Source organism: Streptomyces sp. BI87, from assembly GCF_025957665.1.
Taxonomy (GTDB): domain Bacteria; phylum Actinomycetota; class Actinomycetes; order Streptomycetales; family Streptomycetaceae; genus Streptomyces; species Streptomyces albidoflavus.
Genome location: NZ_CP110079.1, coordinates 6356708 through 6369903 on the forward strand (window position 1 = coordinate 6356708; position 13196 = coordinate 6369903).

11 protein-coding genes are annotated in these 13196 nt (G+C 73.1%); 5 read left to right on the top strand and 6 right to left on the bottom strand.

Annotated elements, in window-relative coordinates; translation table 11 throughout:
- Positions 1 to 36: 36 nt before the first annotated feature.
- Positions 37 to 1398 (bottom strand): PP2C family protein-serine/threonine phosphatase, encoded by a 1362-nt coding sequence (locus tag OIM89_RS28525; RefSeq protein WP_195731339.1) that lies wholly within the window; start codon positions 1396 to 1398, stop codon positions 37 to 39.
- Between the two features lie 307 nt (positions 1399 to 1705).
- On the opposite strand from OIM89_RS28525, the gene OIM89_RS28530 reads away from it, so the two are divergent.
- The 4 genes from OIM89_RS28530 to OIM89_RS28545 all read left to right on the top strand — a co-directional run bounded on the left by OIM89_RS28530 (position 1706) and on the right by OIM89_RS28545 (position 6965).
- Positions 1706 to 1918 (top strand): hypothetical protein, encoded by a 213-nt coding sequence (locus OIM89_RS28530; RefSeq protein ID WP_175458667.1) that lies wholly within the window; start codon positions 1706 to 1708, stop codon positions 1916 to 1918.
- A gap of 913 nt (positions 1919 to 2831) precedes the next feature.
- Complete coding sequence (locus OIM89_RS28535) at positions 2832 to 4793, top strand: acyl-CoA dehydrogenase (RefSeq protein ID WP_226964948.1); 1962 nt, start codon at positions 2832 to 2834, stop codon at positions 4791 to 4793.
- Positions 4794 to 5520: 727 nt separating this feature from the next.
- Positions 5521 to 5976, top strand: coding sequence for a hypothetical protein (locus tag OIM89_RS28540; protein WP_151170245.1), 456 nt, complete (start codon positions 5521 to 5523; stop codon positions 5974 to 5976).
- A gap of 86 nt (positions 5977 to 6062) precedes the next feature.
- The gene (locus OIM89_RS28545; RefSeq protein WP_226964947.1) at positions 6063 to 6965 is read left to right on the top strand and encodes a virginiamycin B lyase; all 903 of its coding nucleotides are present in this window, start codon (positions 6063 to 6065) and stop codon (positions 6963 to 6965) included.
- 14 nt (positions 6966 to 6979) lie between these two features.
- Here the strand turns inward: OIM89_RS28545 and aztD are convergent, their stop codons facing one another.
- From aztD to aztB, 4 genes are read right to left on the bottom strand one after another with little or no spacing between them, the layout of a single operon-like run.
- Positions 6980 to 8173, bottom strand: a complete 1194-nt coding sequence (gene aztD / locus OIM89_RS28550; RefSeq protein WP_047467580.1) for a zinc metallochaperone AztD — start codon at positions 8171 to 8173, stop codon at positions 6980 to 6982.
- Positions 8174 to 8226: 53 nt separating this feature from the next.
- The gene (gene aztC, locus OIM89_RS28555; protein ID WP_151170247.1) at positions 8227 to 9168 is read right to left on the bottom strand and encodes a zinc ABC transporter substrate-binding protein AztC; all 942 of its coding nucleotides are present in this window, start codon (positions 9166 to 9168) and stop codon (positions 8227 to 8229) included.
- On the bottom strand, positions 9165 to 10379 hold the full coding sequence (locus OIM89_RS28560) for a hypothetical protein (RefSeq protein WP_030697380.1): 1215 nt from the start codon (positions 10377 to 10379) through the stop codon (positions 9165 to 9167). The genes aztC and OIM89_RS28560 overlap by 4 nt, the downstream gene beginning before the upstream one ends.
- Positions 10376 to 11257, bottom strand: a complete 882-nt coding sequence (aztB, locus tag OIM89_RS28565; protein ID WP_030697381.1) for a zinc ABC transporter permease AztB — start codon at positions 11255 to 11257, stop codon at positions 10376 to 10378. The genes OIM89_RS28560 and aztB overlap by 4 nt, the downstream gene beginning before the upstream one ends.
- Positions 11258 to 11318: 61 nt before the next feature.
- On the opposite strand from aztB, the gene aztA reads away from it, so the two are divergent.
- Complete coding sequence (gene aztA, locus OIM89_RS28570) at positions 11319 to 12050, top strand: zinc ABC transporter ATP-binding protein AztA (protein WP_030697382.1); 732 nt, start codon at positions 11319 to 11321, stop codon at positions 12048 to 12050.
- A 154-nt stretch (positions 12051 to 12204) separates the two neighbouring features.
- On the opposite strand, the gene OIM89_RS28575 is transcribed toward aztA, so the two are convergent.
- Positions 12205 to 13188 carry an ABC transporter ATP-binding protein gene (locus OIM89_RS28575; protein WP_217467709.1) on the bottom strand — a complete coding sequence of 328 codons (984 nt, stop codon included), beginning with the start codon at positions 13186 to 13188 and terminating at the stop codon, positions 12205 to 12207.
- Between the last annotated feature and the right edge of the window lie 8 nt (positions 13189 to 13196).

Sequence of the window (13196 nt, forward strand, 5' to 3'; positions counted from 1 at the left end):
GCGGGGGGTGAGACCCGGACCGCGACCCGGTTCGCTTCAAGCGTGGAGTGAATCCGGCGTGCGGACGATGAGGACCGCCATGTCGTCGTGGCCGTCGCCCGGCTGGTCGGCGACGAGGGCCTCGCGGAGCTCGTCGAGGGAGCCCTCGGCATGGCGGGCGGCGGTCGCGGCCAGTGCCGCCAGGCCCTGGTCGAGGGGTTCGTCGCGGCGTTCCACCAGCCCGTCGGTGTAGAAGACGAGGGTGCTTCCGCCAGGCAGTGTGCGGGTGTGGTCGGGGCGCGGGGCGGTCAGGTCGACGCCGAGCGGCAGCCCCGGCTCGGCGTCCAGGTAGCGCGTGGTGGCGTCCGGGAGGACGAGCAGGGGCGGCGGATGGCCCGCGTTGGACCAGCGGAGCGTCCAGCTCCCCCGCCCGTCGGGTTCGATGCGCGCCACACAGGCGGTGGTGAAGAACCGCTCGTCCGTCATGTGGGCGATCCGGTCTAGCTCGGCGAGGGCGTGGGCCGGTGCCGTGGCCTCGCCGAAGGACAGGGCCCTGAGCATGCCGCGGATCTGGGACATGACCGCCGCGGCGTTCAGGTCGTGGCCGACGACGTCGCCGATGATGGCGGTGCAGGAGCCGTCGGGCAGCTTGACCGCGTCGTACCAGTCGCCACCCAGATGGCCCGGCGAGGCGGCCGGACGGTAGATGGTGCGCGCCTCGAAGGGCCTCACGTCCAGCAGGCGCGGCAGCAGCAGCCGCTGGAACTGCTCGGCGCTGGTGCGTTCCTGCTGGTACAGCCGCGCGTTCTCGATCGCGACCCCCGCCGTGCCGGCCAGCGCCAGGATCACGCCCTCGTCATGGCTGTCGAAGGGGAGGCCGTCCTCCCGGTCGCAGAGGTAGATGTTGCCGTAGACCCGGTCCCGGACCGAGATCGCGACGCCGAGGAGCGAGCGCATCGGCGGGTGGCCGGAGGGGAAGCCGACGTACTCCGGATGGGCTGCCATCTCGGCGACCCGCAGCGGCTCGTCGGGATGGTGGATGAGGTGGCCGAGGAGGCCCCGGCCGCGCGGCAGCTCCACCCCGGACAGGTTCGCCAGCTCCTGCGAGCCGAGCCCCAGCGGGATGAACTCGGCGAGGAACTCGCCCTCCTCGTCGAGTACCCCCAGCGCCCCGTACCGGGCACCGGACAGATCCATCGCCGTCCGCACGATGCGCCGCAGCACGGCGGGCAGTTCCAGCTCGCCGGTGATGCTGAGCACGGCTTCCAGCAGACCCTGCAACCGGAGCTGAGCCTGGGCCAGGGCGTGCATCTGCTCGCCGATCCGGTCCAGATCGGAACTGAGCGGCAGATTGAGCAGCGACATGTACGGCACCTCGGCCGACCCGCCGCCGGCTTCGTCCGGCGATTCCCGCGTCACCCGTCCGCTTCCTCCTGTCGCCGGCCCGACTGCGCCGCCCTGCTCTTCCGCCGTGCCCGCGACGCCCTGGCCGGTCCCTGTCCTGGCAAAAGGAGAGATAATCACGTATCGGCGGAGTGGCGGGGTAGGCGGCGCGGTGCGTCGGCGGACCGGCCGGGCGTCCGGTCGTCTCCTGGCCGCAACCGGGCCGGCGTCCGGGGTGCGGTACCCCGGGGTCCCGGACGACGGCGCACTTCGGCCGGCTCAGCGCCGTCGACGACCGCGAGTACCCGATGACCGACCTCGGGACCGCCTTTCTGCGGGAGGTGTGCTGTGGCGCGCATTCGACCGCGCCGAGACCGGCCTGCCGGTGCGGAGCTACCTGGCCGAGTGGAACGAGGGTGTGCGCCACCGGCCGGGCGTCGGGGAGCTGTTGACCGGGCCGGCCGCCGACTACCGGCTCGCTGTCGTGAGCAACACCCAGGACGCCGAACTGCTGCCGGGCACGTCGGCGCCAAGTTCCCGCAAAGCGGCCCGGTAGACCACCGGGTGGGGTTTGCGCCATGCGGCCTCGAAGGAGGTGACGCCCGTGTCGAACAGCTGCCGCACGCCCATCGCTTCGAGGCCACCCGCGCCGGCATCCGCGCGCTCCTCATCGACCCGCCCCGCAGGGCTTCCGTGCCCGAAGAGGCGCGTATCTCCTCGGCATTCGCGCTCCCCGCCCGCGTGGCGGAACCCGGCCTCGCCCCGTCCAACCGCGCGCGCTCGGCCGCCACCCGCTGCGCCAGCGCGGCGAGTTCGGCCGTCAGCTCCCGGGCGCTCCGGCGCAGCTGCCCGCCCGCCCGCGCCGACTCCAGCAGTACGGGCAGCGCCGCGGCGAGCGCGGGAACCTCGGTCAGCGCGTCGTCCAGGGCCGACAGCACCACCAGGGCCTCGGCCCCGTCGTCCCCGGCGCCCGTCGTCCCCGGCGCCCGGCGCGCCGTCGCCCAGTGCGCCGGCGGCCCAGCCCACCGCCAGTTCCAGGACCAGCAGCGCCGTCTCCCGGTCGTCCCTGCCGGTCTCCGTCAGAGCTTCCGCGGTCCGCTGCCTGGCCCCACTCGCCACGGCCCCTCCTCGGCATACTCGGGCGAAAGGCGGCTCCGGGCCGTATGGGCCGCCAGGTAGCGCCGGGAGCGGGGCCGAGGAGGGGCAGCCGACGACGGACGGACCACGGGAACGGGGAGGCGGAGGCGTTCCGGGCCGCGTACCGGCTAAGGGCAGGCAAGGCACGACTGGTGCGACGAAGCGCAACTGGACGTGCCCGTCCGGCGGCTCACGGTGGTGGAGAAGGTGCTGACCAGCGCCGGTCAGGATTTCGGCGAGGTCCAGGTCCACCTTCTCCCGCCAGGGCAACCCGGCACCGGGTCGCCCGATCAGCCTCGCTTGACCGGGGCCGCGCGGGGTAGCGGAGTGTCATGGTCACCGACGAAGCGTCCACCGAGGCGAGCGGGTACACGCAGCCCGAGATCGACGTCCCCGCCCTCGCGGCCCTGCTCGACGGCGAGTACGCCGAGATCCGCGAGCTCGTCCGCAGCAACCTGAAGACGTACGCCTCGATTCTCGACGAGGCCGACGAGCTGAGCCTGGACGCCTACCGCGAGCGGGTGCGCGAGCTGGTGGTCGAGATGGCGGCGACGGGCCAGACCGGCATGGGGTTCCCGCGCGAGTACGGCGGGGGAGGGGACGTCGGGGCGTCGATCGCCGCCTTCGAGACCCTGGCCTTCGGCGACCTCTCGGTGCTGGTGAAGGTCGGCGTGCAGTTCGGGCTCTTCGGCGGGGCGATCCTGCAACTGGGCACCGAACGCCACCACGACGCCTACCTCCCCGACCTGATCACCGGGAAGCTGATGGGCTGCTTCGCGATGACGGAGACCGGGCACGGCTCCAACGTCCAGAGACTCGGCACCGTCGCGCGGTACGACGCCCAGAGCCAGGAGTTCGTCCTCACCACCCCCGACGAGCAGGCCCGTAAGGACTACATCGGCAACGCGGCCCGCCACGGTGAGGTGGCCGTGGTCTTCGCCCAGCTGGAGGTCGACGGCGCCTCCGAGGGGGTGCACGCCTTCGTGGTGCCCATCCGGGCCGGGGGCGAGCCGGCGCCCGGCGTCCGCATCGAGGACGACGGCCGCAAGATGGGGCTCAACGGCGTCGACAACGGCCGCCTCCACTTCGACGGCGTCCGCGTCCCGCGCGAGGCCCTGCTCAACCGCTTCGCCGACGTCACCCCCGAAGGCGTCTACGAGAGCCCGATCGACAACCCCAACCGCCGCTTCTTCACCATGCTCGGCACCCTGGTCCAGGGCCGGGTCAGCGTCGGCGGCGCCGCCGTCAACGCCGCCAAGGTCGCCCTGACCGTCGCCACCCGGTACGCGACCAGACGCCGCCAGTTCGAGCCGGCCCCCGGCGAACAGGAGCAGCTCCTCCTCGACTACGGCCTGCACCAGCGCCGGCTGCTGCCGCTCATCGCCCGGACGTACGCGCTGCACTTCGCGCAGGACGTCGTCCGCACCCGGCTCCACGAGGTCTTCTCCGGCATCGAGACCGACGCCCAGGCGCGGCGCGAGCTGGAGGCGCGGGCCGCGGGCACCAAGGCGCTCACCACCTGGCACGCCACCCGCACGATCCAGGAGTGCCGCGAGGCGTGCGGCGGCGCCGGGTACCTCAGCGTCAACCGCTTCGCCGCCCTCAAGAGCGACAGCGACATCTTCACCACCTTCGAGGGCGACAACCACGTCCTGCTGCAACTCGTCGCCAAGGGCCTGCTCACCGACTACGCCAGCGAGTTCGAGGACCTGGACCAGCTCGGCACGGTCCGGCACGTCACCGGCCTCGCCGTCGAGACGCTCCTGGAGAAGACCTCCGCCCACAAGCTGCTGGAACGCGTCCGCGACCTGCTCCCCGGCGGTGACGCGTGGGACCAGGAGGCCGGGCTGCTCGACTCCGAGTACCAGCTCGCCATGGTCCGCTACCGCGAGGAGCACATGCTCGCCGGTGTGGCCCGGCGCCTCAAGCGCGGCGTCGACCAGAAGCGCGATCCGGGCGCCGTCTTCTCCCAGGTGCAGGACCACGTCATCGCCCTCGCCCACGCCCATGTCGAGCGGCTGGTGCTGGAGGCGTTCGTGGCGAAGGTGCGCGAACTGCCCGAGGGCGGCGAGAAGGTCGCGCTGGGGCTGCTCTGTGACCTGTTCGCCCTGTCCGTGATCGAGGGGGACCGCGCCTGGTTCATGGAACACGGGCGCCTCACCGGCCAGCGCTCCAAGGCCATCACCCGCGAGGTGAACGACCTCTGCCGCAAGATCCGCCCCCTTGCCCTCGATCTGGTCGACGCCTGGGGCGTCCCGCCGGAGCTGCTGCGGGCGCCGGAGCTGGTGGGCTGACGCCCGGACGCGCACGTTCCGGTGGCCCTTCCCCGGAATCGGCCGCGGAGCCGCCGGCGTGCGCGTACGGTCCTGTTCACCTGTCGGAGGCGCGCGGCCGCGCGGGAAGCGCTGGGGGAGCGGGATGCTGAGCGACGACGACGTGCTCCGGGCCGTACGGGAGGAGATCGAGAGGCGCGGTGAGACCTCGGCGGTGGCGGCCCCGGGCGATGCGGACCTCACCTGGCATCCGCTGCTGGAGGGAGAGATCGTGCGGTGCGTCGAGGACCGCCGGGAGGAGAGGCGCCTTCACGCAGGGCCCCTCGATCTCTCCGGCCGGCCGGAATACGAGACGACGATCGGCCTTCACCCTCTGCCGCCGCCCGGAGACCCGGGGCGCGAGCGCACCTGGAGGCTGGTGCGGAAGGGCTCGGCGGACCACCGTACCTGCGAATGCGGCAACGGTCAGGTCGCGTGCCCACGTTGCAGGGGCGCGGGAGGCATCCCCTGCGAGCCGTTCCGCCCATGCGACGCGTGCGGGGGCGTCGAGAGCTGCCTGCGCTGCGACGGAACCGGCAGCCCCGCCGCCGGAACGGCCGAGCGGGAGGACGGCGACCGGGTGCAGTGCCGGGAGTGCGGTGCCCGGCGCGCCGCCTGCCCCGGATGCCACGGGCGTGGCCGCCTCCGGTGCCCCGTCTGCCAGGGCGCCGAGACCCGGCCCTGCCCCGACTGCGCCGGAGACGGCACGGTGGAGCACCGCCGCTGCGCGGGCACCGGCACGACCGTGGAGTGGCAGGAAGGCATCATCACGAGGAGACCCACCGTCACCCCGGTCCGGCTGCCGAAGTCCGGAGTCCCGTACTTGGCGCGGCAACAGGCCCGGGAACACGGGGAATGGACCCCAGTCCGCCTGTCCGACGACGAGCCCCTGCCCGCCCGCCTCCACCAGGAGTTCGCCCCGGACCTGAAGGAGTTGCTCCGGGGCAACGACGGTGAGATCGCCCGGACCGTCACCGTGCGGACCACGCGGATCGCCCGGGTCGTCGTCGCTGAGCACCCGCACCGGCTCTACTTCGTGCTTCCCGTGCCGTCCGGCGGGCCGCACGTCCTGGTGCTGCCCTCGTGCAAGCGCACCGCACAGCTCGCGGCGGCCGCGCTCGGGGCGCTCGTCCTCCTCCTGTTCCTCGTCCACCTCGTCGGCTGACGGCCCCCCAAGGTTCTGCGGAGAGCAGGGCCGGGCAGGGTGGAGGTCCTACCCACGAAGTCGTACCCCCGTGATGAGGAGTCACTGTGCAGCCAGCCGACAGCCCGGCAGTCACCGAGATCGCCGTGGCGGAAGGGCAGGACGGGCCCTACGGCATCACCACCGGACCCGACGGCGCGCTCTGGCTCACCTTCGTGCGCAGCGGCCGCATCGCCCGGTTCACCCTCGACGGCGGCCTCACCACCTACCCGCTGGACTCGTCCGGGTGCCGCCCCACGGTGATCACTCCCGGACCCGACGGCGCCCTCTGGTTCACCCGCTACGGTGACCACCGGATCGGCCGCGTCACCGTCGACGGGGAGACCAGCTCCTTCCCCGTACCGACGCCGGACAGCGGCCCGTTCGGCATCACGGCGGGGCCCGACGGCGCGTTGTGGTTCACGCAGATGCAGACCGACCGCATCGGGCGCGTCACCGTGGAGGGGGAGGTGACCGAGTACCGTCTCCCCGGCGCCGGTGGCCCGGCCGCCCTTCCCTCCGCGATCACCGCCGGGCCCGACGGCGCCCTGTGGTTCACCCTCAACCAGGCCAACGCCGTCGGCCGCATCACCACCTCCGGGGACGTCACGACCTACCCCCTGCCCACCCCCGGCGCCGCCCCTGTAGGCATCACCGGTGACGGCACCGCGCTCTGGTTCGTCGAGATCGCGGCGGGCCGGATCGGCAGGATCTCGTTGGACGGCGCGATCCAGGAGTTCCCGCTGCCGGACCCCGCCGCCAGGCCGCACGCCATCGTCGCGGCCACGGCGGGGGAGTGCTGGTTCACCGAATGGGGCGCCAACCGCGTCGGCCGCGTCACCGCCGGCGGTGAGATCACCGAGTACGGCCTGCCGACGCCGTCGTCCGAGCCGCACGGCATCGCCGTGGGCCCGGACGGTGCGCTCTGGACGGCCCTGGAGACGGGCGCGGTCGCGCGGGTCGGACGGTAGCCGGGGCCGGCGCGTCAGTGCGCGTCGACGCCGCTCACCTCGTTGGGGGCCTGCTCCAGTTCGGTGGAGGCCAGCTTCTTCCCGCTCTCGATGTCGACGGCCACCAGCTTCTTCCGGGCCGGGTCCGAGACGTACGCCGTGTGGTCGCGGACGAAGAGGGCCGGGCGGGGCTGCTGCCAGTCCAGCGGCTCCTGCCACGCGTCGAGCACGGAGATCTTCCGCTCGACCTTGCCGGTTTCGGGGTCGACGACGTGGATCGCGCCGTCCGTCCCGAGAACGAGGGCCTCCCCGTGCGGGCCGCGGGCCAGCGAGCGGAAGGTGTAGCTGGTCCCCAGGTCGACCAGGCGCATCGTGCCGCTCTCCGTGTCGATCAGGGAGATCTTCTCGGGGCGCTCCAGCTCGGCGTCGGGGTCCTGCTTGTAGTCGCCGAGGACGACCGCCGACTCGGGGGAGCCGGCCTGGTTGCCGATCCTGCCGTACTCGGTGGGGCTCTCGACCTTCTTGATGGCGCCGTCCCGGTAGACGAGGACGCCGTCCTCACAGCCGACGACGACCGTCTCGTCCTTCGCGGCGGCCTCCCCGTGCACCTCCGGGCACTTCTCGTTGCGCGTGATCTCCTTACGGTCCTTGTCCAGGACCTTGATGCCGGTGCGCTTCTCCTCCGTACCGAGGGTCGTCACCAGTTCGCCGTCGGCCAGCTGGATCGCGACGCCGTGGTGCGGCGCGTCGGAGCTGTACGTCTCGCTCTTCGGCTTCCCGTCGCCGAGCTGGGCCGGGTCGAAGATCGTGACCTCGCCGGTGCCGTCGGAGAAGAGGATGGTCTTCCCCGCGTGCCGGACGACGTGGCCGGGCTTGCTGCCCTCGAACTCGACGTCGGTCAGCTTCCCGCCCACCGCGTCCATCACGCGGAAGCCGGTGGACGTGGAGACCATCACGTGGCGGTCGTCGCCGGCCGGGTTGACGCGGTTGAACCCCTTGAGGGGTATGTCCTCGGCGACCTTGAGCGTGGCGCCGTCCAGGACGTACAGGCCGCCGTCGTAGGTGGCCACGACCGGGTCCTTGACCGGCTCGGCCGAGGCGTCCGCCGTGTCCCGCGCCTTGTCGGCCGCGGGCTGAGTGGTGTCGCCGCCGCACGCGGTGAGCAGGGCGGAGGCGGCGAGCAGCGCGGCGGCAGCGGCGGCCGCCCGGGGGCGTACTGCGTTCTTCATGGTCTTCCTCGGTTCCTTTCAGGGAGCCGTCGCCGTGTGCGGCGACGGCGAGTTCAGCGGGAGGTCAGGCCCTCGGTGATCGCCTCGGTGTTGGCGCGCATCATCTGCAGGTAGGTGGCGGCGCCCTGGCCCTTCGGTGTCAGGGATTCGGAGAAGAGCGGCACCACGTCCACGTCGATCCCGCTCTCGCGCTTCAGCACCTGCGCCAGGCGGTCCGGCTGGGAGGAGTCGGCGAAGATCGCCCGAACCCCGGCCTTCTTGACGGCTGTGGCGAGCGAGTCGAGGTCCGAGGCGCTGGGGGAGGCGAGCGTCGTCCCGCTCGGGATGACGGCGCCGACGACCCGGAATCCGTAACGGTCCGCCAGGTACCCGAAGACGTGGTGGTTGGTCACGAGGCGGCGCCGATCAGCGGGTACGGAGCCGAAGGCGTCCCGCATCGCGTCGTGCAACCCGTCCAGCTCCTCGCCGTACCGTTCGGCGTTCTTCTCCACCGCGGCGGCGTCGACGCCCTCCACGTGCCGGACGACGCGGTCGCTGAGGAGACGTACGGCCTCGCGGACGCGCACCGGGTCGGTCCAGAAGTGCGGGTCGGGTTGGCCGGCCGACTCGCCCCCTGTGTAGGTCATCGGGTCGACCGACTCCCCGACCGCCAGCGTGGGTACGCCGGAGTCGCGGGCGGCCTCCACATGGCGCAGGACGTTCTCCTCCAGCCCCAGGCCGTTGTGGACGAGGAGGTCGGCCTGTTCCATGGCGGCGGCCTGGGGCGCCGAGACGCCGAAGGAGTGCGGGTCGGCGCCGGGCTGCATCAGCACCGTCACCTCCGCCTCGTCCCCGACGACGTTGCGGGTGAGGTCGCCGAGGATGTTGGTGGTGACGACCACGCTCGGCCGGTGCTGCTGCTGTGCGGTGCAGCCGGTCACCGCGGCGAGCAGGCAGAGGAGAAGGGGAAGGACGAGGAGCGGGGACACGTTTCCGGCCCGGCGGGTGGCGGTCATCGGCCGGTCTCCACCATGTGCGTCGGAGTGAGGGAGAGCGGGAAGGCGCGGGCCAGCCGGAGGCGGTCGTTGTAGTCGATCTCGTAGACCTTTCGCGCCCCGGGGTCGTTGACGTAGGCGCGGCCGGTGTCGACCTCGATCGTGGCGGAGCCCGTCGCCCGCCCGGCCAGCAGCTTCTTGCGGGCGGTCTGCTTCCCGGAGTCGATGTCCCAGGCGGTGAGGGCCCCGTCCTTGCCCAGGGCCAGCAGGTCGGCACCCTCGCCGGCCGTGTTGGCGGCGGCGAGCGGGCCGGTCTCGATCCGGGTCCAGGAGCGGTCGGTGACATCGAGCACCCAGACGGCATCCTCACCGGACGGGCTGACGAGCGTGGCACTGCCGGCCCGGTGACGGAAGCCGGTCGCGCGGTCCCGGGCGTCCACCTCACCCTCGTAGGCGATCTTCTCGGCGCTGAACTTCCCCTTCTCCTCGCGCACGAGGAGCGCGCCGTCCGCGCAGCCGAGGACGACGCCCCGGCGCGTGACCGCCTCGCCGCGCACCTCCGCGCACGGCTCGTCGAGCGAGGCGACCTCGGCGCCCTCGCGGTCGAGCACCCGCACCCGGTCCCGGTCCGCCCCGGCTCCCGCCGTCACCAGATGCTCCGCGTACGGGACGACGGGCCCCGTTGCGGCGCTGTCCAGGGTGCGGGCGCGGCCGACCGAGCCGCCTTCGAGCTTCTCGCGGTCGAACAGCCGGGTGGTGCCCTCGGCCGGGGAGAAGGCGGTGAGCGCCTGATCGGCGTGGACGTGCTCGGGCGCCGTGCCCTCGATCGTCCCTACCTCGCGGATGTCGGCCCGGTAGTAGTGGACGTGGTCCCCGTGGTCCACCGTCCAGGAGCCGCTGTCGAGGACGCGGGTGCCGTCCGGGGTGTCCAGGTAGGCGAAGCGGCCGTCGGTGTGGAGCGCCCGCGCCTTCGCGCCGCGCTTCAGCTTCGTGACCTCGCCGGTGATCAGGTCGAGGACGTGGACCGCGCCGCTGCCGGCGTCGGCCAGCACCAGCCGGGACTGCTGCTCGGCCTGCTCCTCGGCCCCTTCGACGTAGCCGTGCGGGACGCCGGAGCTGCTCGGCGCCGCGTCGGGCCGCTCGTCACCGCCGCTCCCGCACCCCGCGAGCAGGGCCGAGCCGACGAGCGCGGCGCAGAGGGCCGCGGTGGTTCTGGTCTTGGTACGTGTCATGCCGGATGTCCGTATTCCGTGTGCGGGTCGGGGGCGTCGAGCCGGTGGGCGGTCCGTCCGCGCCACCGGGCCAGGGCGCCGGAGGCCAGGACGGAGACGAGGAACTGGAGGACCGCGGTGGCCGCGATCGTCGCCCCCGCGGCGGTGTGCAGGTGCCAGGAGAGGAGGAGGCCCAGGAAGGTGGCGAGCGCGCCCAGGCAGGCGGCGCCGGCCATGATCACCGGTATCCCGCGCGCCCAGGGCAGGACGGCGGCCGGCGGCGCGATGAGCAGCCCGAAGACGAGCAGGGTCCCCACGATGTGGAACGAGGCCACCACGGCCAGCGCGAGCAGGCCGAGCAGGACCGCGTGGGCCAGGCGAGGCCGCATCCCCAGCGTGGCCGCCTTGCGTTCGTCGAAGGCGAGGGCGACGAAGGGCCGGTACCCGAGCACGGAGACGGCCAGGGCGACGCCCAGCGCCACCCCGAGGTAGGCCAGGTCCTGCGGCCGTACCGCGAGCACGTCCCCGAAGAGGAACCCCGTCAGGTCGACGGCGAACGACTGCGACCGCGAGACGATGATCACGCCCAGCGACAGCATGCCGACGAAGAGCACGCCGATCCCGGTGTCCTGGGAGAGCCGCGGTGAGCGCCGCAGCGCGTGGACACCCAGGGTCATCACCGCGGCACTGACGCAGGCGCCGACCACCAGACTGCCGCCTGCCAGCGAGGCGAGCGCGATGCCGGGCAGCAGCCCGTGCGACATCGCGTCCCCGAAGAACGCCATGCCGCGCAGCACCACCCAGGTGCCGGCCAGGGCGCAGACCAGCGAGACGAGCACCCCGCCCCACAAGGCCCGTTGCACGAAGGCCACCTCGAAGGGGGCCGTCAACCATTCCATGGAGCGGGACCCTACAATGAAAACGATTATCATCACAATCAACGAGAGGGAGGCCCTGCGGATGCGGTGGCAGGTGGCACTCGACGAGGTCTCGGCCGGTTACGCGGGACGGCCCGTGCTGCGCCGACTGAGCGCGCGCGTACCGGCGTTCGCGACGACCGCGCTGGTCGGCCCCAACGGCTCGGGCAAATCGACGCTGCTCGGCGTGATCGCCGGGGTGATCCCGGTGGCGGCGGGCGAGGTGGCGCACCGCACCGACGGGCGCCCGGCCTTCGTCGTCCAGCGGAGCAGGGTGGCCGACGTGCTGCCGCTCACGGTGCGCGACGCGGTGGCGATGGGCAGGTGGGCGCGGCGCGGCCCGTGGCGCAGGCTCTCCCGCGCCGACCGTCAGGTGGTGGAGACGAGCATGGAGCGCCTCGGCATCGCCGACCTCGCCGGACGGCAGCTGGGTGAACTCTCCGGCGGACAGCGCCAGCGTGCCCTGGTCGCCCAAGGGCTCGCCCAAGAGGCGGAGTTGCTGCTGCTGGACGAGCCGACCACCGGGCTCGACCTGGCCGCACGACAGTTGATCACCGACGTGCTCGCCGAGGCCGTCGCGGAGGGGGCCACCGTCGTGCAGGCGACCCACGACCTCGACGCGGCGAGGCAGGCAAAGTGCGTCCTGCTGCTCCAGGAAGGGCGGCTGGTCGCGGCCGGGACTCCGGAGGCCGTCCTGACAGGCGATGCCGTCGAGCGCGTCTGGCACTCACCCCGCCCTGCGGGCACCAGCGTCCCGGCGGACCGGCCCGTGTGAGGCGTGCGGAAGTGAGGGTCGAGCCTACGGCGGTAGCGGTACACGTGTGAGCAGGCCCGCCTGCTCGGCGCCTCGTCGCCCAGGGCGACGAGGGGGGTGTCGGGGAGTCACCTCCCCCCCGACCCGGTCGGCCGGTGGGGGGAGGCGACGTCTGTCAGGACACGGCCGAAGTCGCCGTCGCGGTGGCCGGCTGCGGGTGGACGCAGTGCCACCGGTGTCCCCACGCGTCCTCGGTGGCGGCCGGGAAGGCGGTGGCGCAGGTGTCGTCCGCCTTCCAGCACCGCGTCCGGAACGGGCAGCCCGAGGGCGGGTTGGTCGCGGACGGTACCGGTCCGTGCAGCACGATCCGTTCGGGCCGCTCCAGCAGGCTCGGGGTGGCGGAGAGCAGGGCTTCCGTGTACGGGTGGCGGGAATCGCCGGAGACCTGGGAGGCGGCTCCCTCCTCGACGACGCGGCCCAGGTAGAGCACGGCGATGCGGTCGGCGAGGTAGCGGACGGTCTGGACGTCGTGGGAGATGAAGACCATGGCCAGGCCGAGGCGGGCGCGCAGGTCCACCAGGAGGTTGAGGATCTGGGCGCGTACCGACACGTCCAGGGCGCTGGTGGGTTCGTCGGCGACGATCAGTTCCGGGTCCAGCGCCAGGGCGCGGGCGATGGCCACCCGCTGGCGCTGGCCGCCGGAGAGCTGCCCGGGCAGCGCCTCCAGCGTGTGGCCCGGCAGGCCCACGAGGTCGAGGAGTTCCCTGACTCGCGCCTCGCGCTGCTCCGGGGTGCCCTGCCGGTGCACGTCCAGCGGGTCGCGGACGATACGGCGGACAGAGAGGCGCGGGTTGAGCGCCGTGGAGGGGTCCTGGAAGACCACGCCGACGGCCGGGCCGAACCGTTCGCGCCGCCCGGCCGGGCTCATGCTCCACAGGTCCGTGCCCTGGAAGGAGACCGTGCCCTCGGTCGGCCGCTGGAGGCCGGTGACGACCCGCGCCAGGGTCGACTTGCCGCACCCCGACTCGCCGACCAGGCCGAGGATCTCGCCCCGCCGGATCTCCAGGGAGACATCGGTCAGCGCGTGCACCGCGTCCCGGCGGAACAGGCCACCGCCGCGCGCCCGGTGGCGTACGTGGACACCGTCCAGGCGGACCAGGGGAGCGT